A 24,028-nucleotide genomic window follows, 5' to 3' on the forward strand; every position below is an offset into this window, starting at 1 on the left:
TTATAAATGGAATTCGCCCTGGTACAATTTCACCTCCAGCGCGACGGACATTTCCCGGTAGCGGGTGATGACCCGCAGCATCAGCATGCCCACCAGCATCGCCAGCGAATGATAGCCGGTACGCAGCGAACAGTAACCGAAGCGCAGCGACTGCGCCTGGCGGATGGCGTTGGCCTCGTCAAGAAAGATAAAAATAAAGCGATAGCTTAGCAGGGTATGCTCGATCAAGAGCCGCGGCAGGCGGCAGCGTTTGAGGATCTGGATAATCTGGGTAAAAGGCGTGGTCAGCACGAATAAATAGGTGGCCGCCAGGGCGGTCATGCTGCGCCACATGGCCAGATTGGCCAACGCCAGGCCCTGTTTATCCAGCCCCAGGTACAGGCTTCCCAACCGCACGCTGTAGATCATACTACCGCCGGACCAGGCAAAAGATACCGCGATGCTCAGCAGGCTGACCGCCAGAAATCCCAGCGGCACGCTGAGCCAGCGCAGATAGCGCGCCAGGTTCACACGCGCCACATAGCAGGTCAAGGGGATCAGCAGCAGCAGGGTGGCGCATTGATACAGCGGCGATGTCAGCAGCGCAATGCCCAGCAAGGCCGCATAGAGAACGAACTTGCGCATCGGATCCCGCGCCTGCCAGCGGTTTTGCCAGGACAGGCGATCGATTTCAAGCATGACGTCCGTCCCGGCCGGCGTCATCTTCATCTTCGGACTGACGGCCGTCGCCGTAGCCTTCCCCACCGCGCTTGTTTTTGCCGCGGCTTTCCCTGCCGCGATAAAAACCGAGAATATAAAATACCACCCCGGTGCCGATCGAGCCTTGCAGGGTAAACAGCAGGCTTTCGATTTCACTGCTGGCGGGTTCATAGAGCGACGAAAACCAGGGTTTATAATTGGGCGCCAGGGTGCCTATCAGACCTTCCGCCTCGTTGTCCGATCCGCCGTAGCTGCCGCCATGGTTGATAAAAAACGGCATCACCATCAGCGCCACCACCAGGGAAAGCAATATCAGCATTTTTTTCATTTTAATGACTCCCGACGGTTAACAACTGCCGTTTGGTCAGTTGGTCGTAAATCATAACGGTTAACAGTCCTTCCGCGATGGCGATGGGGATTTGCGTCAGGCAGAACACGCCCATAAATTTCAGCGCCGAGCCGGTAAAGCCAAACACCGGATCGGGGAACGCCAGTCCCAGTTGCAGCGACGTCACCATATAGGTGGACAGATCGGCGAGCATGGCGCACAGGAACACCGCCACATCGCGCCGCAGGCCTAAGCGCAGCGACAGCCGCCAGACCACATACCCCACCATCGGGCCGACCACCGCCATGGAAATGGCATTGGCGCCCAGGGTGGTCAGGCCGCCGTGGGCCAGCAGCAGCGCCTGGAACAGCAGCACCACCGCCCCCAGCACCGACAGCACCCACGGCCCGAACATAATCACCGCCAGGCCCACCCCGGTGGGATGGGAACAGCTGCCGGTCACCGACGGGATTTTCAGCGCCGACAGCACAAAGATAAACGCGCCGCACAGCGCCAGCAGCACCTTGCGGTTGCTGTCCTCGGCCACAATCCGCCGCATGCGCGTCAGTCCGATCGCCAGACAGGGTAAAAACAGCAGCCACCAGGCCAGCGCCCACATCGGCGGCAGGAAACCCTCCATGATATGCATGGCGTACGCATCCTGCGGCACCACCAGCAATAACAGCGTCATGCCGGCGCCGAACGCGGACATCCCCTTGCCAATCTGTAGGTTCATCGGTTAACTCCTCGGTTATCCATTAAAATGCGCTGTTGCGGCGGCGGGCCAGCCTTTATTGACCACCACCGTGGAAAAATAAGGTAACGCCTGATCTGGCGGCAGGTCGCCCAGCGCGCGGAAGCACCTCTCCTGCGGCAACGATGCGTCCGCCATCAGCAGGGCGTGTTCCAGCAGGCCAAGGCGGCCCAGCAGCGCCTGGATGCGGGCAAAACGTCCATACACCTTCATCAGCACCACGCAGTCATGGGACAGCAGCGCCTGTTCCAGCGCGCTTTCATCATCGGTGCAGGCCATCACCGCCAGCGACTGGCTTTCCATCGCCAGCGGCATTTGCGCCCGGGCGGCGATGCAGGCGAACGAGGTGACGCCGGGAATAATGTCGATGGGTATGCGCCCCTGCAGCCGCGCCAGTAAAAATACCCAGGTGCTGTACAGCATGGCGTCTCCCAGGGTAATAAAACCCACCTGCAGCCCCTGCTCCACATCAGCGGCCATTTCGCGGGCCACCGCGTCCCACACGGCATCCTTTTCCCCGGCGTCCAGGCTCATGGGAAAATGGCGCGTCCTGATATCGACCCGCGCGGCGAGATATTCGCGCACAATACTCAGCGACAGGCTGTCGCCGCCCTTGCGTCCCGCCGGCGCGTACAGCACATCCAGTTGGCCGAGCACGCGGGCGCCGCGCACCGTAATCAAATCGGCGGCGCCCGGCCCGGTGCCGATGGCATACAGCCGGCCGGTCATGGCATCACCTCTTCGGTGACGCGATCCAGGAGATGATCGACAAACAGCTGCTGGACCAGCGGGTTTTCCCCCAACCCCTGTACCCAGCACCGGCATGCGTAGCCGGCACGCTGTAGTTGGCTTTTCCAGGAATCGGGCTCCCCGGACGCCATATCGTTGATGGCGTGATCGCCCGCCACCAGCATCAGCGGCATTAAATGCACCTTGCGTACCTTCTGGGCGTTCAGCCGCGCGATGACCAGTTGCAGATCGGGATAACTTTCCACCGCGCCGATAAGCGCGGGGATACCGCGCGCGGCCAGCATATGATCCAGGCATGCGTAGGCGGCGAACGCATGATGGCGGGTGCCGTGCCCCATAAACACCACCCGCTCGTCGTCGGCCAGCGCGGGCATTTGCGCCTGTAGCGCCGCCATCAGCCGCCCGTAATCGCGCTCGTCGTTAAGCAATGGCGCGCCGATATGCAGCCGGTCGAAACGTCCGCGCCAGGCCGCGGCGTGATGCAGGATTTTTTCGTACTCATCGCCGTTGATGATATGCAGCGACTGGATCGCCACATCCCGATAGCCCTGTTGCCAGAGTTTTTCCAGCGCCTGCTGCGGCGAATCGATAAACAGGCCGTCCCGCTGCGCCAGCTTGCGCATGACCATGCCGGAGGTGAAGGCGCGAAACGGGACGCGATCGGCGAATGCGGCGGCCAGCCGCCGTTCGCAGGCGTCGATATTGCGCTCGCGCGCCTCGGTGTAGGTGGTGCCGAAACTGATGGTCAACAGCGCTTTTTTCATGATGATTCCTTATTCGCCGTGCCGGCGGCGTTCAGCCACTGGTCCAGCCGGTGTTCAAACGCGTCCGGCGTGCTTATCACGTCATCCCACCGCATCAGCGGCCGGCGGATGACCACGCAGGGGATATTCAGCGCCAGGCAAGGCAATACCTTTTCGGCGTAGCCTCCTTCCCGGCCGGATTCCTTGGTGATCATGACCTCTGGCCGGTACTGGCGGTACAGGGCCAGGTTCAGCTCGCGGCTGAAGGGACCGGTCATGGCGATCACCTGGCTGACGCCCAGGCCCAGCTCCGCGCACTGGGCCAGGATCGCGGCGGTGGGCAGCACGCGGGCTATGAGGGTTTTGCCCGGCAGCAGCCTGACGTAATCAGCCAGCTGTTTGCTGCCGGTGGTCAGCAGGATGCGCTGTCCCAGCGCCGCCGCCGTCCGGCACGCCTGCTCTATCGAATCCACCGGTAATAAACGGGGATGCGTGATGGCGTCGATATCGCTGGGACGTTCATAACGCGTCAACGGCAGCGCCAGCGCCCGACACGCCGCCGCCAGATGTTGCGACGCCAGCTCGGCATAGGGATGGGACGCGTCGATAACCCAGCGCGCCCCCGAAAGCCACCCGGCCATGCCGGCGGCGTCCATACGGCCCACCTGCCTGGCGCCGCCCACGCCCGCCGCCAGCGCCTCGCCGGTGGCGGTGGCCACCGACAGGCTATAGGACACCCCGCGCCGGGCCATCACCCGGCATAACGCCAGCGCGTCGGACGTGCCGCCGAGGATATGCACCTGGGGCGCCGGCGCGCGGACGGCATCCTGCGCGCAGCCCCTCCCCCCGCCGCCGTCAACCGGCTCCCGGGCCGCAGCAGGTGGGCATATCCGGCCCGCCGTCACTGCGCGTCCGCCTGGATTTGATAGCCGCGCGGCGTGATCATCAGGCCATCACGGCAGTAGGTCGCCTGGTTGCCGACAATCACCAGGCAGGTCATGTCCACCGGCGCGAAGTCCATATCCCCGAGCGTCGTCAGCCATTTTTCCTGTTTTTTACGCCCGGCGGCACGTACCACGCCCACCGGCGTGTGCGCCGATTTATAACGGCCCATCAGGGCAAAGGCGTTGGCCAGGTGATCCGGCCGGCCGTGGCTGCGCGGATTGTAAAAGCAGATCACGAAATCCGCCTGCGCCGCGCACAGGATGCGCCGTTCAATCACCGGCCAGGGGGTCATCAGATCGCTCAGGCTGATATGGCAAAAATCATGCATCAGCGGCGCGCCCAGCAGTGAGGCGGCGGCGGTGCTGGACGTGACGCCGGGGATAAGCTTCAGTTGCACGTCCAGCCCCTGCGCCGTCACCAGTTCCAGGATCAGGCCCGCCATGCCGTAGATGCCGGCGTCCCCGCTACTGATCAGCGCCACCTTTTGGCCGGTGACCGCCAGATCGAGCGCGGCCTGGCAGCGTTCGATTTCCTTGCACATGCCGGTCTTGATCACCTGTTTGTCGCCGGTCAGGTGCTTGACCAGGTGGGTATAGGTTTTGTAGCCGACGATAATGTCGGCGTCGCGGATGGCGTCAAGCGCCTCCAGGGTCATCGCGGCCTGGCTGCCCGGGCCGATACCAATCACATACAGCATCAGCAGGAAACTCCTAAGGTTATGGTCACGCCCTGGGTACGCAGCGTATCGCCCACCAGGCGGCCGTTGCTCATCAGCCAGGCGACGGGTTGGGAGACGCTGCCGATGCCCACCACGCGCTTCACGAAGTCCGAGCCGGGAAATCGGGCGGCGGCCGGTTTCAGGGCATCGACGGAAAAAATCTCGAACGGCACGCAGCATTGATTGGCCAGATGGCGCAGCGCGGGTTCGTCGCGTTTAATCGCCACGCTGCCGATGGCGCGCAGCGCCAGCGGGTCGATATGCAGTCCCGCCAGTTGCCGCGCCAGCAGGTTCGCCACGGTGGACGGCGGCGTGTCGCGCCGGCAGCCGATACCCGCCACCACACAGCGCGGCACCAGTTTGTACACCGGCACCGGCACCTCCGGCACGCTGTCGTGCAAACTGACGTACAGCAGCGCGTCCAGTTCGGGCAAATCGTCCAGATCGGTGACCAGCACCAGGCCGCGGGTATCGCAATACTCTTCCGGCCAGCGCATTTTTATCGTCGCCAGCGACGTCTGGTCCCAATACAGCCCGACGCGCCCGCCGCACACCAGCAACTGGTTAAGCTTTTTCACCGTCTGGCGAAAATCCGTCATGGTGGCGTTCAACTGCTGCGCCAGGATATCCACCGCGGCCAGCTGGTTGACATCGGTTGCGGTGGTGACCACGGGCGTGGCGCCGATCAGCCCGGCGATATAGCCGGTCAGCGCGTTGGCGCCCCCCATATGACCGGACAGCAGGCTGATGGCATGGTGGCCGCGATCGTCGATCACCACCACCGCCGGATCGCTGAACTTATCTTTAATCAGCGGCGCGATAACCCGCACCGTCAGACCGGTGGCGCAGATAAATATCAGCGCCGAATACGTATTGAACACTTCCGCCACCGTATGGGACAGCGTGCCGTGAAACGCATCAAATCCCGGCTCCAGCAAACTCTGGCTGGTAAAACAGGTCATCGGGATCAGCGCCGACAGCCGTTTGGCCAACTGAACGCCGCCGGGGGTCAGGCAAAACAGGGCGACCGACTCAGGCTTGACGATATTCATGGGTGAATTCCGCGTGATACAGTTTGGAGTAGTGGTATTCGTCGCCCAGGAAGGCGCCCACCAGGATAAGCGCCGTCTTGCCGATGCCTGCCGCGCGGACCTTGCCGGCGATATCCGCCAGCGTGCCGCGTACGGTTTTTTCCTCCGGCCAGGTGGCCTTGAAAATCACCGCCGCCGGCGTGTCGCTGGGATAACCGCCGTCCACCAGCCGCTGCGCCACGCGCTCTATAGCCTGTACCGACAGGAAAATGGCCATCGACGTGCGGTGCGCGGCAAACGCTTCCAGCGCTTCCAGCGCCGGCGTCGGCGTGCGCCCCTCCATACGGGTGATAATCAGGCTTTGCGCCACTTCCGGCACGGTATACTCCACGCCAAGCTGCGCCGCGGCGCCGAGAAACGCGCTGACGCCGGGCACGGTGCTAAAACCGATATTCAGCAACGCCAGTTCTTCAATCTGTTCGCGGATCGAGCCGTACAGGGATAAATCGCCGGTTTGCAGGCGCACCACCAGCTTGCCGGCGGCGATACCCTCGCTCATATGGCCGATAATCTGCCGCAGGTTGAGACCGGCGCTGTCATAGCAGGCCGCGCCCGGCTTGCAATAGTCCAGCAGCGCGGGATTAATCAGCGATCCGGCGTAGATCACCACGTCCGCCGCGCATAACAGCCGGTAGCCTTTCAGGGTGATCAGTTCCCGGTCGCCCGGTCCTGCGCCGACAAACCAGATCAGCCGGCGGTCAAAGGGCTCTGTCATGAGTGTTCTCCTTGAGACAGGAAATAATAAAAGCGGGATTGTTCGGTTTAAAAAAGTGTCCGCTGCCCAGCGGGGCCAGGCTGGCAACCTGCATCTGGACGCAGTCCGCGCGAACGAAGGGCGCCTGGCGCAGCGCGCCCAGCGCCTCGCCGAGGTTCTCCTGCAAAATCAGGTTAATCACCAGGCGTCCGCCCGGCACCAGCAGTTCACCGGCCCAGCCGATAATCGCCGCCAGGTTGCCGCCGCTGCCGCCGATAAAAACAGCATCGGCGCTTACCGCCAGCGGCAGCGGCGCGTCGCCGGCCACGATGTCCATACGCTCGTCCAGGGCGAATTTGGCGCTGTTGGCGCGAATCAGCGCCAGCGCGTCGGGATTGCGCTCCACCGCCATCACCCGCAGCTGGGGGTAGCGGCTGGCCGCCTCGATGCCGACGCTGCCGGTACCGGCGCCGACGTCAATCAGCAGCCGAGCCTGCGCCAGCTCCAGCCGGTCCACCGACGCCAGCCGGATTTCGCGTTTGGTCATCGGCACCGGGCCGCGGATAAATTCTTCATCTCTCATCGAGGATCACCACCACGTTCATTGCATAATGCCGCGCCACCTGCGCGGGCGGCAGCCGGTGGATACGTTCATCGGGGTAGGACAGGTTTTCGCCGATAATCATGACCCGCGGCCGCTCGCGCGCCAGGATCTCGCGGGCGATTTCATAAGGACCGATGCGTTCGTCGGTGACCATCGCCACCCTGGGGTGCAGCAGCAAAAAATCAAAATCAGGCGCGCGGCCATGGCTGCTGGTGAGATAGACATCGTTCATCGCCATGCGCAGGCGTGAAAACAGGTATTGCACCGCGCTGATCCCCGGCTCGATATGCAGGTTTTCCGCCCCCATGCGCCGGCTCAGGTAATCGCCGATGCCGTACAATAGCGGGTCGCCGGAAGCCAGCACCACCGTGTCCACGTCGGGATGGGCGTCCAGCCAGGCCGCAAGCGCCGCCAGGGACGGGCCGAACGGCCGCTTTTCGCCCTGGAACCCAGGAAAACACGCCAGCTGGCGCGGGCTGCCGATCAGCACCGAACACTGCTCGATCAGCCGCCGGGCGCCGGGCGTCAGGTAGCGGCCATCCCCCGGCCCCAGCCCGACCACGCTTAACCGGGGCGCGTGCCGGTGGCCGTTATCGTCAACCCTCCTGTTCATCGGAAGGCCTCTCTCAGTTGCGCCGCCGGCCGGCTGCTGCCGAGGATCTGCTGATCGAAGGAGAACAGCAGCGCATCGCAGCGGGGCGGCGTAGAGGAAAAACGCAACAGCTCGGCCATGCGGGCGGCGACGCGCGCGGCAATGGCCGGGTATACCCGCTGCCAGCCGGCGGCGTCGATTAACGCCATCGCCTCCTCGGTGGTCACGCACGCCGCCACCTGATGCATTAGCGCGTGGGGGGCGTCGCACAAGGCCAGCCAGGCAATCAGCGTTTCCATGCGTCCGTCGGCGATATGGCTATGGGTATGGAAGATCCCCGCCGCCACCTTCACCAGTTTGCCGAAATGGCCGACCATCAGGATCTGGCGAAACCCCAGGCGCTCCGCCTCCTTAAGCATATAGCCGACAAAATTGCTCATAGTGACAACGTAACGTTTATCGATGCCCAGCCGTTCGCCGACGAAACGCTCGCCGTGGTTGCCCGGCACCAGGATCACCCGGTCCATGCCGTCGGCGCGCTTCATGCCCAGCTCAAGCGACAGGGATTTCTTCCAGCTTTCCTCCGACATCGGCGTCACGATGCCGCTGGTGCCGATAATGGAAATACCGCCCAGGATGCCCAGGCGCGCGTTATAGGTTTTCCGCGCCCGCGCTTCCCCTTCCGGGGCGAAAATCTCCACATCCGCGCCGCGATCCGGCCCGATGACCTCGCGCACCGCCGTCTCGATGGTATGACGGGGAGTGTTGTTAATCGCCGCCTGGCCGATAGCCAGGCCGATGCCGTTGCGGGTTACCCGGCCCACGCCGGCGCCGCCCTCAATGATAATGGCGGCATCGGCGCGCAGTCTTAAGCGGGCAAAAATCAGCATGCCGTCGGTGGCGTCCACGTCATCGCCGCCGTCCTTGCGAATGGCGGCGGTGGCCTCGCCGGGGCTTATCAACGGCAGCTCGACGTTCAGGCACAGCGTGACGCCGGACGGCGTCACGATGGAAACGGTATCTATCACCTGCTGGCGCAAAAGCATCTCGGCGGCGACTTTAGCCGCCGCGGTGGCGCAGGATCCGGTGGTATACCCCTTGCGCAGCGCCCGGCCATTGTGCCAGACCACGTCGTCCATCATGCCTCCCGCAGCTGATAAAGGAGGGCGTTGACGATGGCCGCGGCGATATTGCTGCCGCCTTTGCGGCCCAGCGCGGCGATGCAGGTCAACGGGCTGTCGGCCAGCGCCTGCTTGGATTCGCTGGCGCCGACAAACCCCACCGGCACGCCTATCACCCCCTGCGGCCGGTAATCCGACCGACCGACATGCTCCAGCAGGCGAAACAGCGCGGTGGGCGCGTTGCCGAACACAAACAGGCTGTTGTCCGGCTCCCGGCCGGCGCGCGCCACCACATAGTCCACCGCCGCCATTGAGCGCGTCATGCCCTGCGCCCGCGCCTGCTCGGCAATACCGGCATCGCCGATATAACAAGCCGCTTTACCGCCCAGCTGCGCCAGCGCGGTCTTATTGATGCCGGACAGCGCCATGGTGGTATCGGTATATATCGTGCAGCCCCGGCTCAGGGCGTCGGCCATGCGTTCAGCCGCGCCGGCCGAGAAATGCAGAATATCCAGCCAGTCGAAATCGGCGCTGGTGTGGATGGCGCGCAGGATGATTTTTTCCTGCCAGATATCCTGGAAACGGAAATCGGGACGCTCGCGGGCAATGATCTCCCGGATAATGGCAAAACTGGTGCGCTCGATTTGTTGCGGTTGTTTGATATAACTCATTCGCGTTACAGCTCCGGGCCTGCGCCCTGTTATACAGCCCTGTTAAGTCTCACCACCACCCTAATCCCGCGCCGCCGGCGCGGAGCAGGCACATCGTCGCCAGCATCAGCGCGGAGGCGACATACATCAAGCGGATACTGTGGATGATGTCGCCAAGGGCAATCTCGCGCCGCGCCTCGCCAATCCAGGGTTTTTCCACCCGGATGCTGAAATAATCATTGGGTCCGCCCAGCCGCACCCCCAGCGCGCCCGCCACCGTCGCCTCCGACCAGGCGCAGTTCGGGCTTTTATGCTGATAGCGATCGCGCCAGCCAATGCGCCAGGCGCCGCGCCCGTCCAGACGCAACAGGCCGGCGGCCAGCGCCAGCAGCAGCCAGCCCAATCGCGCCGGCAGCCAGTTGGCCGCGTCGTCCATTCGCGCCGATACGCAGCCGATGGCTTCGTACTGCGGCGTGCGGTACCCCACCATGGAATCCAGGGTATTGACCGCCTTATAGGCCATCGCCAGCGGCACGCCGCCGATAAACAGCCAGAACAGCGGCGCTATTACGCCGTCAACGCTGTTTTCCGCCACCGTTTCCACCACCGCGCGCATCATTTGCGGCCGCGTCAGGTGCTGGGTATCGCGGCCGACAATGTAGGACAGCTGCCGGCGCGACGCCGCCAGGTCGTCCGCGCGCAGCACGTAATAAACCGCCATGGCGGCATCGCGCAGGCAGCGGGTCGCCAGCAGGGTGTAGGTGAGCCAGGCGGTGGCCAGCCACTCCAGCGCGGGCGAAAAGGACAGCAGGCGCAGCAAGGCCCAGGTCAATCCCCCACTGCCGCCCACCACCAGCAGCCACAGCGCGCCGCCGCCGATATACAGCGCCCGGCGGCTACGGCAGCAACGGCGGATAACGCGTTGCAGGCCCGTGACGGCATGGCCTATCCAGCGCACCGGATGCGGCCAGTGCGGCGGATCCCCAAGCCACAGATCCAGCAGGTAGCCGGCGAGGTAGGCGCTCAAGGTCATAGCAGCTCGCATCCTTTATCCAGCCAGCGCCGCAGCAAGGCCGGGCGCTGGTAAAAATGCACATGCAGGTAGCTGGCGAGAAGCGTGGCGTCGCCATAACCGCCCGGCCACTGTTTTACCTCGCCGCCGGCGGCGCGTTTGGTAAGGGTAAACAGCGGCGGCTCATCGGTGATAAATTCGGAATGGTGAAATTCGTGACCGCGTAACGTTTCTCCCCTGGCGGTCAGCAGATTATCGGCCAGCGCCCGCCCCTCGCAATAGCCGAAACGCTTGAGTCCCTCGCTCATGCGGCTGACGCCGCGCAACAGGCCGACCATGGGGAAGACGCGGCCCTGCTGATCCTCCAGGGAAGTCCCCAGGTACATCAGCCCCCCGCATTCGGCGTAGATGGCCGTGCCCTGCAGACCGGCCCGCAGCAGCGCTGCCCGCATCGCGCCGTTGGCCGTCAGCCGGTCGGCGAAGAGTTCCGGAAAACCGCCGCCGAGGTAAATCATCTGGCACGCCGGCAGTTCCCGATCGTTTAGCGGGCTGAACGGCACGATACGCACGCCGATATCGCGCAGGAGCTGCAGATTATCCGGATAATAGAAATGAAACGCCTCGTCCTCGGCCAGCGCCAGCGTCAGCTGCGCATAACGCGGCGCGGCGGGCGGCGCGGGCAGGCGGCCCGCCGCGGGCTGGCAGTCGGCAAGACGCAGAAGACAATCGATATCGATATGCTGTTCCACCGCATCCGCCAGTTGGTCCCATTGCGCCTCCAGGCGCCGGTTTTCCTGCGCCGGCACCAGGCCCAGATGCCGGGAGGGCAATGCCCAGTCGCTGAGCGGCGGCAGATACCCCAGCACCGGCAGATCGCAGTAGCGGGTAATGGCGGTTTTAATCAGGTTGAAATGATTGGCGGAGGATACCCGGTTTACGATAATGCCGGCGATGTTGACGGCGGGATCAAACAGTTGAAAGCCCAGTACGGTGGCGGCGGCCGAGGTGGATACCGCCTTGCCGTCGATAATAAGCACCACCGGCACGCCCAGCTGCTTGGCCAGCGCGGCGCTGCTGCAGTCGCCGCCGTCGCTGCCCAGGCCGTCGTAGAGTCCCATGACGCCTTCGATAACGCCCACGTCGGCAGTTTGCATATGCCGGTTAAACAGGCCGTTAAGCGTGTCAGCCCCCAGCATATAGGCGTCCAGGTTATGCGAGGCGATGCCGCTGACCGCCTCATGCCAGCCGGTATCGATATAATCCGGCCCGCACTTGAACGGCTGCGCCCTGAGGCCGCGCCTGGCCAGCACCCGCAGCAGGCCGAGCGTCAGCAATGTTTTCCCGGTCCCGCTTTGCGCGCCGCCAATCAGTATCGCTTTCATCCGTATCCCGTAATGCCAGGGCGGGCCGAACGGGATTGTCGTAAGCAACGGCGGCGGAAAGGCGCTATCCCGACGCAGTCGTTAGGACAACCCGCTTCCCACCGAAGGAGTTGTTACCGAGCCGGTACGGCTCTTGTTATCAGGCAGGTCTTCTGGCTTTGCGTCATCCTCCTCCGGCCCTTCCCAATCATTTTCGATCAGTGGTGACGCCGGATTCGTCGGCATTACAGCAGCGGGGGCTGCGGAGGATTCACACCTCCTTCCCTGACGGCCTTGCGGCGCGTGCAACCTGGTAACATTGGCATTGGCGCCGCGCGGAAATGGCAAATCGTTGCCGGCGGCGCCCCTGTCATCGTTAATCTAAAGTATCTGGGGAAAATATACCCCGGATTGGATCAAAAAAAATGTTCGCCGGCGGTGATTTGATTAAAATTTATTGTCTGGGGATAACACTTTTTAGCTATCGGCAATTAGCCATGCCACGGCATGGCGCGATGAGCGGCCATTTTCAGCGGCGAAAGCCATAGCATTAAATAGCGTTGGTTAAATTTAAAAAATGAGATCACGATCGGCTGGAAATAATAACGTCACAATAATTAAAGCGACAAAAGGGAAAAAGGATTAATTACGCGGCATGGCGATATTTTTCGCCGGGCTGTTATTCAGCGCGGATAAACGCTGCTCACGATACGCCTGGGGGGTAATGCGATAGGCCTGGCGAAATACTTTGCAAAAATAGCTGGCCTGGGAAAAACCGAGGTTGCGCGCAATGACGGCGATGGACCAGTCGCTTTGCTCCAGCATCTGGCGCGCGCTTTCCATACGCTGCTGGTTCACGTAGGCGTTAAAACCCACGCCTTGGTATTTTTTGAATAATTTGCTGAAATAATAAGGGCTGAGATAGACCATCGCCGCCACGTCCTCAAGACGCAGGTCCTCGGAGTAATGACTGTCGATATAACGCAGCACCTTTTTCATTTTGCCGTCATGCGCGCTTGGGATCGCCGCCCGGTGCCCGGCGCTCGCCGGCGCGTGTTCCTTAATCACCACGAAATCAAGCTGTTGCTTAAGGTAATTATCAACGATGATTTTCAGCAAATCGGCGGAAGACAGCAGCCGGTCGTAATCGATAACCGGAATGTTCTCGAAATGCTCGGCCAGCACGCCGTTCTGGCGCCAGGTGAAGGAACTGCTCTCCTGCACTTCGGGCAGCTTGACGGTATCATTGATGCGCACCTGGCCGCACAGCACAAATCCCACCAAATGGCCGCCGATGACCAGGGGAATGGAAAAATCGGTCAACCCGGCGTGACAGCGGTAGATACAGGGCTGATTGGATTTAGAGGCTTCAAGTCCGCCGCAGCGGTCGCTCATGCGGCAGCGGCGGCCCATTTCCGGATCCTGGCGCAATGATTGGCAAAACGGGGTGAAATGATATAAATCCGAAACTTCCTCGCCGTGGATATTGACTACCACTACAGCCAAATTGGTGGCATTAGCGAAATCATGCGCGATTTTATTTATCAGTTCTGAATCCATAAAACTACCGGAATTCATATTATGCCCTCTCGCGCTTTACTTATTTTTAATAAACCAGTAACAAAAAAGATATATTTCGCCTGATTGTTACGTTTTAATGAAAGATGCAGCGATTACGACGCAATATCTTAAAGCCGTTTGGGATTTAATCATTTTTTCCTTATTCAAAACCGTGCTCTATCACACAATTATAGGATTGCGCCGGCACCCGGTCCTGAAGCCGGGTGCCGGCCGGGTTGCCCGGGGTTTAAGATTGCAGCGGCGGTTGTCCCGCCGCGTCCTGTTTAATATTGCCGGGCAAATGGGGCGCTATCAGGAAGCGGTATACTGCGGCGCCCAGGATCGCTCCGACGATGGGGGCGGCGATGGGCACGATAAAGTAGGGAATCTCGCGGCCTCCGGTCATCGCCACCTCGCCCCAGCCGGCAAAAAAGGTGAACAGCTTGGGGCCGAAGTCACGCGCCGGATTCATGGCGAAACCGGTCAATGGCGCGGTGGACGCACCGATCACCGCCACCAGGATACCGATCAGCAACGGCGCCAGCGGACCTTTGGGCACGCCGTTGCCATCATCGGTCAGCGCCATGATAAGCCCCATCAGGATGGAGGTGATGACGGTTTCCACCAGCGCGGCCAGCCCGACGCTGATGGCGCTTGCCGGATAAGTGGAAAAGATGCTGGCCAGGAACAGGCTCTCCTGGCTGCCGCGCACCATTTGGTGGGCCTGCTCGTAGAGGCCGAACATATTATGGTACAGCAGATAGGTCAGCGCCGCGCCAAAGAAGGCCCCCGCCACCTGGGCCAGGATATAAGGCAGCACTTTCCTGCCCTCGAAATTAGCCAGCAGCCACAGGGCAATGGTTATCGCCGGATTCAGATGGGCGCCGGAAATACCCGCGGTCAGATACACCGCCAGCGCAATGCCCAGCCCCCACACCACGCAAATCTCCCACAGGCCGAAGCTGGCGCCGGCAAGCTTGGCCGCGCACAGCACGCTGGTGCCGAAAAACATAAACAGCCCGGTACCCAGCAATTCGGCAACACATTGCCCTTTTACCGTTCGTAGAGTGTCGCTCATCGTAATTTTCCTGTATGAGGTCGAAATGAAATAATTATTAGCGTGAAATCGCATTGCTTCCGACTGACATTTTGTCTATTTTTAAAAAATGTTTTTAATGAACATAAGACCTTCAAGGCACTACGCTATATGCCCCCATGGCGTTTAGCAAAGTTATTTATCAATCAAATGAGATCTCGCCTGCAATTATCTTTTTACGTAACAAAAACAAGACATAAAATTTCGTTTTTTAAAATATAAAATAATCGCCACAGTCGATAATTTTTATGGGTCATAGGCGCTGCAAGCCTTGCCGCGCAAGGCATTGCCGTTTTTTCGCCATACTACATTATTGCTATGAGATTATTTTTTACCGTTAACGGGTCGCCGGCAAAATCACAGCCAACCCTGAATTTCAAGATCTATTATTGAATTATGGAAGGTAAAAAATTAATTGGTGTTATTGCACAAGTCGATAAAATCCAGCCAGGGTGCCGCATTTGCAAGTTGAAATGACAATTTTTTGCTATGCCACCGCCAATCATTTCTTATATTTTCACCCTAATCAAGCCACTATTTTTTATCGCTTATGCGTATATTTTACCTCGGACATCCTCAGAATTTTAATGATTGGTCGAGGTAATAAAAATGCAACAAGAAGCCCTGGGCATGGTGGAAACCAAAGGTCTGACCGCCGCGATTGAGGCGGCCGATACCATGGTGAAATCGGCCAATGTGTTATTGGTCGGTTATGAAAAAATCGGTTCCGGTCTGGTGACGGTTATCGTGCGCGGCGACGTCGGCGCGGTGAAAGCCGCCACCGATGCCGGCGCCATGGCGGCGGCCAACGTCGGTGAAGTGATCGCCACCCATGTCATCCCACGTCCCCACGCGGATGTGGAGAAATTTTTGCCTAAAGGTACCCGCGAATGAACACCGATAAGGTCATCGAGGCGATCCTGGCCCAGGTGATGGCGAAAATCGGTGACGACGCCCCCGCGGCGCCCCCTTCTCTCTCCCCATTGGAACGAGGTCCGGATATGTCGGAAAACACCTGTAACCTGACGGAATTCGTCGGCACGGCCATGGGCGACACCATCGGTTTGGTGATCGCCAATGTCGACAGCGCAGTGCTGACGGCGATGAAACTGGAAAAACGCTACCGCTCGATCGGTATTCTCGGCACGCGCATCGGCGCGGGTCCGCACATTATGGCGGCGGACGAGGCGGTCAAGGCGACCAATACCGAAGTGGTCAGCATCGAATTACCCCGCGACACTAAAGGCGGCGCGGGACACGGCTCGCTGATCATTTTCGGCGGCGAGGACGTGTCCGATGTGAAACGGGCGGTGGAAGTGGCGCTCAAGGAACTGGACCGGACGTTCGGCGACGTCTACAGCAATGAGGCGGGCCATATCGAACTGCAGTATAGCGCTCGCGCCAGCTATGCGCTGGAAAAAGCCTTCGGCGCGCCGATCGGCAAAGCCTGCGGCGTGATAGTCGGCGCCCCCGCCGCCATCGGCGTGGTGATGGCCGATACGGCGGTGAAATCCGCCAACGTCGATGTGGTTTCCTACAGCTCCCCGTCCAACGGCACCAGCTTTAGCAACGAAGTGATCCTGGTGGTCTCCGGCGATTCCGGCGCGGTGCGCCAGGCGGTGACCTCCGCCCGTGAAATCGGCAAGACCCTGCTCGGCACGCTCGGCGCGGTGCCGCATAACGATCGTCCGTCTTATATTTAACTCCTTGTGGGGGATGGCATGAAATCCAAGCGATTTGAAGCGCTGGCGAAACGGCCGGTTAACCAGGACGGTTTCGTCAAAGAGTGGGTCGAGGAAGGCTTTATAGCCATGGAAAGTCCCAACGACCCCAAGCCGTCGATCAAAATTGTCGACGGCAAGGTTACCGAACTCGACGGCAAGGCCCGCGCCGACTTCGATCTGATCGATCACTTTATCGCCAACTACGGCATTAACCTGGCGCGGTCGGAAGAAGTCATGGCGATGGATTCGGTACAACTGGCAAAAATGCTGTGCGACCCCAACGTGTCGCGCGCCGATATCATCCCGCTGACCACCGCCATGACGCCGGCGAAAATCGTCGAAGTGATGTCGCAGATGAACGTGGTGGAAATGATGATGTCGATGCAGAAGATGCGCGCCCGGCGCACTCCCTCGCAGCAGGCGCACGTCACCAATATCCAGGACAATCCGGTGCAGATTGCCGCCGACGCCGCCGAAGGCGCCTTCCGCGGCTTTGACGAACAGGAAACCACCGTGGCGGTGGCGCGCTACGCGCCGTTTAACGCCATCGCGTTGCTTATCGGCTCGCAGGTCGGCCGGCCGGGCGTGCTGACGCAATGCTCGCTGGAGGAAGCCACCGAACTGAAGCTCGGCATGCTGGGCCATACCTGCTATGCCGAAACCATTTCGGTTTACGGCACGGAACCGGTGTTTACCGACGGCGACGATACGCCCTGGTCGAAAGGATTTCTCGCCTCCTCCTACGCCTCGCGCGGCCTGAAGATGCGCTTTACCTCCGGTTCCGGCTCGGAAGTGCAGATGGGCTACGCCGAAGGCAAATCCATGCTGTACCTGGAAGCCCGCTGTATTTTTATTACCCGCGCCGCCGGGGTGCAGGGGCTGCAAAACGGGTCGGTAAGCTGTATCGGCATTCCGTCGGCGGTTCCCTCGGGCATCCGCGCGGTGCTGGCGGAAAACCTGATCTGCTCGTCACTGGATCTGGAGTGCGCCTCCAGCAACGACCAGACCTTCACCCATTCCGATATGCGCCGTACCGCGCGTTTGCTGATGCAATTCCTGCCCGGCACCGACTTTATCTCCTCCGGTTATTCGGCGGTGCCGAACTACGACAATATGTTCGCCGGCTCCAATGAAGACGCCGAGGACTTCGACGACTACAACATCCTGCAGCGGGATCTGAAAGTGGACGGCGGGCTGCGTCCGGTGCGCGAGGAACAGGTGGTGGCCATTCGCAATAAAGCGGCGCGCGCGCTGCAGGCCACGTTCGCCGGCATGGGCCTGCCGCCCATTAGCGACGAGGAGGTCATCGCCGCCACCTATGCCCACGGTTCGAAGGATATGCCGGCGCGCAATAAGGTGGAGGACATGAAGTTCGCCCAGGAGATTATCGAGAAGAACCGTACCGGCCTGGAAGTGGTCAAGGCATTGGCCGAAGGCGGTTTCACGGACGTGGCGCAAAGCGTGCTGGATATCCAGAAAGCCAAGATTGCCGGCGATTACCTGCATACCTCGGCCATTATCGTTGGCAACGGCCAGGTCCTGTCGGCGGTGAACGACGTGAATGATTACGCGGGTCCGGCCACCGGATACCGTTTGCAGGGCGCACGCTGGGAAGAAATCAAAAACATTCCCAACGCGCTCGATCCCAGTGAGTTGGGTTAACCAAGGCGGCCATGATGGAAATTAACGAAACACTATTACGGCAAATCATCGGCGACGTGCTCAGCCAGATGCAGCCGCTGGATAACCAGGTCTCCTTCGCCCCCGCGCCGGCGGCCAAACCCGCGGCGGCGGCGGCGCCCACCGGCGACGGCAAGACCTGCGATTTTCTCAAGGTGGTGGGCGACGCCCGGCCCGGCACCCATAAAGACGAGGTGATTATCGCGGTCGGCCCCGCGTTCGGCCTGTCGCAGACCGTCAATATCATCGGCCTGCCCCATAAGCAGATCCTGCGCGAACTGATTGCCGGCATCGAGGAGGAAGGCGTGCGCGCCCGGGTGATCCGCTGCTTTAAATCCTCCGACGTGGCGTTTGTGGCGGTGGAAGGCAACCGGCTGAGCGGGTCGGGCATTTCCATCGGCATCCAGTCCAAAGGGACGACGGTTATCCACCAGCGCGGCCTGCCGCCGCTGTCCAACCTGGAGCTGTTCCCCCAGGCGCCGCTGCTGACGCTGGAGACCTACCGGCATATCGGTAAAAACGCCGCGCGCTACGCCAAGGGCGAATCGCCGGATCCGGTGCCGACGCTCAACGATCAGATGGCCCGGCCAAAATACCAGGCCAAATCCGCGGTGCTGCATATCAAGGAAACCAAGTATGTGGTGACCGGCAAGCAGCCGCAGGAACTGAGCGTCGCCCTCTGAACGCCACGACTTTAACCTCTACGCGCCCGCCGCGGGCGATGCGCGAATTAAGGTAACGACGATGAATGCTGAAGCAATTGAAACCATGGTGCGTGACGTGCTGGCACGCATGAACAATCCGGACGCGGTGCAAACGCCGGCCCCGGCGTCCAGCGCGCCCAAGGCCTTCACGGCCGGCGTGGCGGATTATCCGCTGACCAATAAGCACCCGGACTGGGTCAAGACCGCCACCGGCAAAACCCTGGACGACCTGACGCTGGCCAACGTGCTTAACGGCCGCGTCACCGCCCAGGACGTGCGGATCACTCCGGAAATCCTGCGCATCCAGGCGGATATCGCCCGCTCCGCCGGACGTTCCCTGCTGGCGATGAACTTCGAGCGCGCCGCCGAGCTGACGGCGGTGCCGGATGAGCGGGTCCTGGAAATCTATAACGCCCTGCGTCCGTTCCGCTCAAGCCAGGAAGAATTACTGGCGATAGCCGGTGAGCTTGAGTCGCGCTACAACGCGACGATTTGCGCCGGTTTTGTCCGCGAGGCCGCGGGGTATTACCTGCAGCGTAAAAAGCTCAAGGGCGATGATTAACACCGGGGAACCGGCGGGCGGGAGCAACAGATGGGTTATATCGTAGGGGTGGATATCGGTAATGCCTCCACCGAGGCGGCGCTGGCGCAGGCCTCCGCCAGCGGGGCATTGACATTTATCGCCAGTTCGCTGGCGGAAACCACCGGTATCAAAGGCACCAAACGCAACGTGTTCGGGATTATGCAGGCCCTGAACGCGGTGGTGGCGCGGGCCGGCATCAGCATTGCCGACCTGACGCTGATACGGCTCAACGAAGCAACGCCGGTCATCGGCGACGTGGCGATGGAAACCATCACCGAAACCGTGATTACCGAGTCCACCATGATCGGCCATAACCCCAAAACGCCGGGCGGTCTGGGGCTGGGAGCCGGTATTACCATCGGCTTCGACGAACTGCTGACGCGCTCCGTGGAGGAGCCCTATATCGTCATAGCCCCCGCCGCGCTCGATTTTGCCGATATCGCCGCGATGATCAACGCGGCGGTCAAGGCCGGTTTTCGTATTACGGCGGCTATTTTGCAGCGCGACGACGGCGTGCTGGTCAGCAACCGGCTGGACCAGCCCATCCCCATCGTCGACGAGGTGCGTCATATCGAGCGCATCCCGCTCGGCATGCCCGCGGCGGTGGAAGTGGCCGCCCCCGGCAAGGTGATTACCCAGTTGGCCAATCCTTACGGCATCGCCACCGTGTTCAAGCTGAACGCCGACGAAACCCGCGCCATCGTGCCGGTGGCCCGTTCGCTTATCGGCACCCGCTCCGCGGTGGTGGTGAAAACGCCCAAAGGCGACGTCAAGGCGCGCACCATCCCGGCCGGACATCTGGAGCTGTATGCCGGTAACCGGGTAACGCGCATCGATGTGCACCAGGGAGCGGAAAAAATCATGGCGGCGGTGTCCGCCCTCGGCCGGCTCGACAACGCCGGCGGCGAATCCGGCACCCATATCGGCGGCATGCTGGAGCAGGTGCGCCAGACCATGGCGGAACTGACCAATAAGGATCCGTCCGCCATCGCCATCCAGGATCTGCTGGCGGTGGATACCTTCGTGCCGGTAAACGTTAAAGGCGGCCTGGCCGGGGAATTCTTTATGGAACAGGCGGTGGGCATCGCCGCGATGGTGAAATCCGATCGGCTGCAGATGATGGACATCGCCGACGCGCTGCAACAGCAGACCGGGGTCAGGGTCGCCATCGGCGGCGCCGAGGCGGAGGCCGCCATCCTCGGCGCGCTGACCACGCCGGGCACGCAGCGGCCGCTGGCGATCCTCGATCTGGGCGCCGGCTCCACCGACGCCTCGATCATCGACGGCAACGGCCGCATCGTCGCCACGCACCTGGCGGGCGCCGGCGATATGGTGACGCTGCTGATCAATTCCGAACTGGGGCTTGAACAGCGCCAACTGGCGGAGGACATCAAAAAGTATCCCCTGGCCAAGGTGGAGAGCCTGTTCCATATCCGCCATGAGGACGGCAGCGTGCAGTTTTTCGACCACCCCCTGCCGGCCGACGTGTTTGCCCGGGTGGTGGTGGTCAAGGAGGACGGCATGGTGCCCCTGCCGGCCGATCTGGCGCTGGAAAAAGTGCGCGTGGTGCGGCGCAGCGCCAAGCAACGGGTGTTTGTCGCCAATGCCCTGCGCGCGCTGGCCCAGGTCAGCCCGACCGGCAGCATTCGCGATATTCCCTTCGTCGTGCTGGTGGGCGGCTCCGCGCTGGACTTTGAAATACCGCAGCTGGTGACGGACGCGCTAGCCCATTTCCACCTGGTGGCCGGCCAGGGCAACGTGCGCGGCTGCGAAGGCCCGCGCAACGCCGTTGCCACGGGACTGGTGCTGTCATGGACCGGGGAGGCGGCGCATGAGCCTGCCTGATATCAGCCATCCGGCCATCATCGTCAGCCTGTGCGGCGGCGGGCGTCCCGGCTGGCAACAGCTGCTGCTGGGCATGGAAGAGGAAGGCATCCCGTATGCGCTGCATGACGCCGGCGATGACGCCACCCCGCTGGCCCTCCTGGCGCACCAGGCCTCGAACGCATCGCCGCTGGCGGTGGGCGTGGCGGTCGGCGCGCAGGATATCGCGGTGCACGATCCGCATTTACCCGCCGACCGCCCGCTGTTTGTCCTCAGGGACTATACGCGGCTGCCGGCGCAAGAAATCCGCCGGCTGGGCTGCAACGCGGCACGGCTGGTGAAAGGGTTACCGTTTAAATAATGCCGGGCAATCAACCACATCACGTCGCCCACAACAGGAGAGAAAGCATGAACAACGCATTGGGATTAATTGAAACTAAAGGGCTGGTCGGCGCCATTATCGCCGCGGACGCCATGGTCAAATCGGCCAACGTCCAACTGGTGGGCTATGAAAAAATAGGCTCGGGTCTGGTAACGGTCATGGTGCGCGGCGACGTCGGGGCGGTCAAGGCGGCGGTGGATGCCGGCGCGGCGGCGGCCCAGGGCATCGGCAACGTGGTCTCCACGCACGTTATTCCCCGTCCGCATTCGGATGTCGAGGGCTTTTTGCCCACCGCCACCCCGGTACTGGGTGAATAACCTGAAGGTGACCGCGTGAAAACCTCACTGGGTTTGCTTGAAGTCGCCGGTCTGGCGCTGGCCGTCAAGGCGGCCGACACCATGGCCAAGGCGGCGAACGTTGCCCTGACCGGCATCGAAAGGACCAACGGCTCGGGCTGGATGCTGATCACCATTACCGGTGACGTGGCGGCGGTCAATTCGGCCATTGCCAACGGCGCGGCGCTGGCGCGCCGGGAAAACGGCTGGGTGGCGCAACGGGTTATCGCCCGTCCCGCGGACGGTCTGGACGGCTGGCTGGACGGCGCGATAAAAACCCGGCCCGCCGACGGCGGCAACAATGCCCTGGACCGGCATGACGATATCGCGTCCGGCGCGCCGGCGGAATCAGGCGCGGTTGCGCTCGCAAGCCGCGCGGCGCCACCCGCGGCCAGTATCCCGGCAGCGGCGGATATCGCCCCGGCCGGCGCGATCGCGGCGGGAGAGGAACTCGCCGCACCGCCGGCGGCGATCCTCACCGCCCCGCCGGTAAAACCGGCGGCGGAAGTACGCGGCGAACCGGCAATGTTGCCGGACCTGCCTGGGCGGGTGCCGGGCGAATGTAATTTATGTCACGACCCGGCATGTCCGCGCCGCAAAGGCGACCCCCGCGCGACATGTATTCATGACGGAGAAAGAGGCTAAGTCAGATGGAAACATTGGAGTTGCAGTCCCTGGTGGAAAACGTACTGCTCGATATGCGGCGGCGCCCCGTGCCGCTTGGCGTATCGAACCGGCATTTGCATCTGTCCCTTGAGGATTATGAACATCTGTTTCCCGGCCGGCCGCTGATCTTCAAAAAGGATTTGTATCAGCCCGGACAGTTCGCCTCCGAGCAGGTGGTCAACCTCGTCGGTCCGAAAGGCACGCTGAAAAACGTGCGCATCCTCGGCCCGCTGCGCGGCCGGTCCCAGGTGGAAATTTCCCGGACCGACGCCCGGCTGCTGGGCATTGCCGCGCCGCTGCGCCTGTCGGGCAACCTGGACGCCACGCCGGGCATCCGGCTGGTCAGCGCCAGCGGCGAGCTGGAATTACCCCATGGCGTGATCGTGGCGCAACGGCATATCCATATGTCGCCCCTTGATGCGTTGCTGTTCGGCGTTAAGCCGGGCGATGTGGTGCGCGTAGCCCTGAACGGCACCGGCCGCCGGCTGATCTTTGACGATGTGGTGATCCGGGTGGGCGAGCATATGCGCCTGGAAATGCATATTGATACCGACGAGGCCAACGCGGCCGACGCCGGTGACAAAGGCGCCACCGCGGTTTTGCTGGGGCGCTGAGGATGGTTTGGGAAGGCGGGCGCGAACAATGGCTGGCGGAATGCGTCGTCCGGGTACTGCAGCGGCTACAACAGCGCCAGCGGGCTGAGCTGGTGCTGCCGCTGCCGCGCTTAACCCGCGACTGGCCCGCGAACGCCGCGCTGAACCATGCGCGTCTGCGGGTGACGCACACCACGCCGGCTTTTTGGCAACGGCTGGCCGGCGGCGGGGACGAAGATGCGGCGTTTGACGCGCTGAGGCGGGCCTGGCGCGACGGCATGCAGGTATGGCTTGAAATCGATAACGCCTGCTTCGGCCTGCTGCCGGTCGCCGGGCTGCTACGGCTGCCGCTGCGTTTTTGCGCGCCGGACGGCAGGCCGGTTCACCTGCTGGCGCGCCGGGTGGCGGGCTACGCCGATGTCCGACCGCTGCCGCCGGGATATCTCGTCGTGGCGCGCCATGTCCTGCTGACCGCATTGGCCAGGGATGAAATTGTTAAACGTCGTCTTCAACTTTACAGGCAGGACTAGAACATGCAACTGGCTCGCGTAATCGGTTCGGTGGTGTCGACGCAGAAAGCGCCTTCGCTGCTGGGTAAAAAATTGATGGTGGTGGAACCGGTCAATGTCGACGGTTCGGCCCCCAGCGGCTTCACGCAGCAGGAGGTGGCGGTGGATTCCGTCGGCGCGGGCGAAGGCGAAATCGTGCTGCTGGCGCGGGGGGCGTCGGCGCGCTGGGTATTCGCCGAGCCCAACCAGGCCATCGACCTGGCGATTGTCGGCATCGTCGACACCATTGTTCCTTAACAGAGGCCGGATC

General features: G+C 61.9%; 27 protein-coding genes, 2 pseudogenes and 1 riboswitch. Of the genes and pseudogenes, 12 read left to right on the forward strand and 17 right to left on the reverse strand.

Going from position 1 to position 24,028, the window contains the following annotated elements; translation table 11 throughout:
* From ACL2XG_RS03840 to ACL2XG_RS03920, 17 genes and pseudogenes are all read right to left on the reverse strand, one after another.
* Entirely contained in the window at positions 1–678 is a 678-nt protein-coding gene (locus tag ACL2XG_RS03840) for an energy-coupling factor ABC transporter transmembrane protein (RefSeq protein WP_413722843.1), read from the reverse strand.
* Positions 679–760: 82 nt separating this feature from the next.
* A pseudogene (locus tag ACL2XG_RS03845) lies at positions 761–1,027 on the reverse strand (energy-coupling factor ABC transporter substrate-binding protein); the annotation flags it as partial.
* Between the two features lies 1 nt (position 1,028).
* Positions 1,029–1,763, reverse strand: a complete 735-nt coding sequence (cbiM, locus tag ACL2XG_RS03850) for a cobalt ECF transporter S component CbiM (RefSeq protein ID WP_413722842.1) — start codon at positions 1,761–1,763, stop codon at positions 1,029–1,031.
* Between the two features lie 15 nt (positions 1,764–1,778).
* Positions 1,779–2,510, reverse strand: coding sequence for a cobalt-factor II C(20)-methyltransferase (locus ACL2XG_RS03855; RefSeq protein WP_413722841.1), 732 nt, complete (start codon positions 2,508–2,510; stop codon positions 1,779–1,781).
* Entirely contained in the window at positions 2,507–3,295 is a 789-nt protein-coding gene (gene cbiK / locus ACL2XG_RS03860) for a sirohydrochlorin cobaltochelatase (protein ID WP_410015119.1), read from the reverse strand. Before cbiK ends, ACL2XG_RS03855 begins: the two co-directional genes overlap by 4 nt.
* Entirely contained in the window at positions 3,292–4,074 is a 783-nt protein-coding gene (gene cobK, locus ACL2XG_RS03865) for a precorrin-6A reductase (RefSeq protein WP_413722840.1), read from the reverse strand. Before cobK ends, cbiK begins: the two co-directional genes overlap by 4 nt.
* Before the next feature lie 101 nt (positions 4,075–4,175).
* Positions 4,176–4,916 (reverse strand): precorrin-3B C(17)-methyltransferase, encoded by a 741-nt coding sequence (locus ACL2XG_RS03870; protein ID WP_413722839.1) that lies wholly within the window; start codon positions 4,914–4,916, stop codon positions 4,176–4,178.
* Positions 4,916–5,989 (reverse strand): cobalt-precorrin 5A hydrolase, encoded by a 1,074-nt coding sequence (gene cbiG, locus ACL2XG_RS03875; RefSeq protein WP_410015122.1) that lies wholly within the window; start codon positions 5,987–5,989, stop codon positions 4,916–4,918. Before cbiG ends, ACL2XG_RS03870 begins: the two co-directional genes overlap by 1 nt.
* Positions 5,970–6,743, reverse strand: coding sequence for a cobalt-precorrin-4 methyltransferase (locus ACL2XG_RS03880; protein WP_410015123.1), 774 nt, complete (start codon positions 6,741–6,743; stop codon positions 5,970–5,972). The genes cbiG and ACL2XG_RS03880 overlap by 20 nt, the downstream gene beginning before the upstream one ends.
* On the reverse strand, positions 6,727–7,305 hold the full coding sequence (locus tag ACL2XG_RS03885; protein ID WP_410015124.1) for a decarboxylating cobalt-precorrin-6B (C(15))-methyltransferase: 579 nt from the start codon (positions 7,303–7,305) through the stop codon (positions 6,727–6,729). The genes ACL2XG_RS03880 and ACL2XG_RS03885 overlap by 17 nt, the downstream gene beginning before the upstream one ends.
* Entirely contained in the window at positions 7,295–7,939 is a 645-nt protein-coding gene (locus ACL2XG_RS03890) for a cobalt-precorrin-7 (C(5))-methyltransferase (protein WP_413722838.1), read from the reverse strand. Before ACL2XG_RS03890 ends, ACL2XG_RS03885 begins: the two co-directional genes overlap by 11 nt.
* Positions 7,936–9,060 carry a cobalt-precorrin-5B (C(1))-methyltransferase CbiD gene (cbiD, locus tag ACL2XG_RS03895; RefSeq protein WP_413722837.1) on the reverse strand — a complete coding sequence of 375 codons (1,125 nt, stop codon included), beginning with the start codon at positions 9,058–9,060 and terminating at the stop codon, positions 7,936–7,938. Before cbiD ends, ACL2XG_RS03890 begins: the two co-directional genes overlap by 4 nt.
* A complete protein-coding gene (locus ACL2XG_RS03900; protein WP_413722836.1) occupies positions 9,057–9,710 on the reverse strand; it encodes a cobalt-precorrin-8 methylmutase in 654 nt (217 codons plus the stop codon). Before ACL2XG_RS03900 ends, cbiD begins: the two co-directional genes overlap by 4 nt.
* 49 nt (positions 9,711–9,759) lie before the next feature.
* Positions 9,760–10,722 carry an adenosylcobinamide-phosphate synthase CbiB gene (gene cbiB, locus ACL2XG_RS03905; protein WP_413722835.1) on the reverse strand — a complete coding sequence of 321 codons (963 nt, stop codon included), beginning with the start codon at positions 10,720–10,722 and terminating at the stop codon, positions 9,760–9,762.
* Positions 10,719–12,083: a cobyrinate a,c-diamide synthase gene (locus ACL2XG_RS03910; protein ID WP_413722834.1), complete on the reverse strand. Its 1,365-nt coding sequence runs from the start codon at positions 12,081–12,083 to the stop codon at positions 10,719–10,721. The genes cbiB and ACL2XG_RS03910 overlap by 4 nt, the downstream gene beginning before the upstream one ends.
* 124 nt (positions 12,084–12,207) lie before the next feature.
* Positions 12,208–12,391, reverse strand: a riboswitch (cobalamin riboswitch).
* A 313-nt stretch (positions 12,392–12,704) separates the two neighbouring features.
* Positions 12,705–13,640: a transcriptional regulator PocR gene (pocR, locus tag ACL2XG_RS03915; protein ID WP_410015130.1), complete on the reverse strand. Its 936-nt coding sequence runs from the start codon at positions 13,638–13,640 to the stop codon at positions 12,705–12,707.
* Positions 13,641–13,869: 229 nt separating this feature from the next.
* A complete protein-coding gene (locus ACL2XG_RS03920; protein ID WP_413722833.1) occupies positions 13,870–14,700 on the reverse strand; it encodes an MIP/aquaporin family protein in 831 nt (276 codons plus the stop codon).
* A gap of 627 nt (positions 14,701–15,327) precedes the next feature.
* Between ACL2XG_RS03920 and pduA the strand changes: the two genes are divergently transcribed.
* The 12 genes and pseudogenes from pduA to ACL2XG_RS03980 all read left to right on the forward strand — a co-directional run bounded on the left by pduA (position 15,328) and on the right by ACL2XG_RS03980 (position 24,015).
* Positions 15,328–15,612 (forward strand): propanediol utilization microcompartment protein PduA, encoded by a 285-nt coding sequence (pduA, locus tag ACL2XG_RS03925; RefSeq protein WP_331119187.1) that lies wholly within the window; start codon positions 15,328–15,330, stop codon positions 15,610–15,612.
* Positions 15,609–16,421, forward strand: a complete 813-nt coding sequence (gene pduB / locus ACL2XG_RS03930) for a propanediol utilization microcompartment protein PduB (protein WP_410015132.1) — start codon at positions 15,609–15,611, stop codon at positions 16,419–16,421. Before pduA ends, pduB begins: the two co-directional genes overlap by 4 nt.
* Before the next feature lie 18 nt (positions 16,422–16,439).
* A complete protein-coding gene (pduC, locus tag ACL2XG_RS03935) occupies positions 16,440–18,104 on the forward strand; it encodes a propanediol dehydratase large subunit PduC (protein WP_413722832.1) in 1,665 nt (554 codons plus the stop codon).
* A gap of 14 nt (positions 18,105–18,118) precedes the next feature.
* Positions 18,119–18,805, forward strand: coding sequence for a propanediol/glycerol family dehydratase medium subunit (locus tag ACL2XG_RS03940; protein WP_413723440.1), 687 nt, complete (start codon positions 18,119–18,121; stop codon positions 18,803–18,805).
* A gap of 61 nt (positions 18,806–18,866) precedes the next feature.
* A complete protein-coding gene (gene pduE / locus ACL2XG_RS03945) occupies positions 18,867–19,388 on the forward strand; it encodes a propanediol dehydratase small subunit PduE (protein WP_410015134.1) in 522 nt (173 codons plus the stop codon).
* Between the two features lie 30 nt (positions 19,389–19,418).
* Positions 19,419–21,254: a diol dehydratase reactivase subunit alpha gene (locus ACL2XG_RS03950; protein WP_410015135.1), complete on the forward strand. Its 1,836-nt coding sequence runs from the start codon at positions 19,419–19,421 to the stop codon at positions 21,252–21,254.
* Positions 21,241–21,594, forward strand: a complete 354-nt coding sequence (locus ACL2XG_RS03955; protein ID WP_410015136.1) for a glycerol dehydratase reactivase beta/small subunit family protein — start codon at positions 21,241–21,243, stop codon at positions 21,592–21,594. The genes ACL2XG_RS03950 and ACL2XG_RS03955 overlap by 14 nt, the downstream gene beginning before the upstream one ends.
* Positions 21,595–21,641: 47 nt before the next feature.
* On the forward strand, positions 21,642–21,932 hold the full coding sequence (locus tag ACL2XG_RS03960; RefSeq protein ID WP_331119175.1) for a BMC domain-containing protein: 291 nt from the start codon (positions 21,642–21,644) through the stop codon (positions 21,930–21,932).
* A 15-nt stretch (positions 21,933–21,947) separates the two neighbouring features.
* Positions 21,948–22,199, forward strand: a pseudogene (locus ACL2XG_RS03965) (BMC domain-containing protein); the annotation flags it as partial.
* Positions 22,200–22,600: 401 nt separating this feature from the next.
* On the forward strand, positions 22,601–23,230 hold the full coding sequence (locus ACL2XG_RS03970; RefSeq protein ID WP_410015137.1) for a phosphate propanoyltransferase: 630 nt from the start codon (positions 22,601–22,603) through the stop codon (positions 23,228–23,230).
* A gap of 2 nt (positions 23,231–23,232) precedes the next feature.
* Positions 23,233–23,739 (forward strand): PduM family microcompartment protein, encoded by a 507-nt coding sequence (gene pduM, locus ACL2XG_RS03975; protein WP_413722831.1) that lies wholly within the window; start codon positions 23,233–23,235, stop codon positions 23,737–23,739.
* Between the two features lie 3 nt (positions 23,740–23,742).
* Positions 23,743–24,015: a EutN/CcmL family microcompartment protein gene (locus ACL2XG_RS03980; RefSeq protein ID WP_410015139.1), complete on the forward strand. Its 273-nt coding sequence runs from the start codon at positions 23,743–23,745 to the stop codon at positions 24,013–24,015.
* Positions 24,016–24,028 lie beyond the last annotated feature (13 nt).

The sequence above is a fragment of the Sodalis sp. RH24 genome, from assembly GCF_047324145.1.
Taxonomy (GTDB): Bacteria; Pseudomonadota; Gammaproteobacteria; order Enterobacterales; family Enterobacteriaceae; genus Acerihabitans.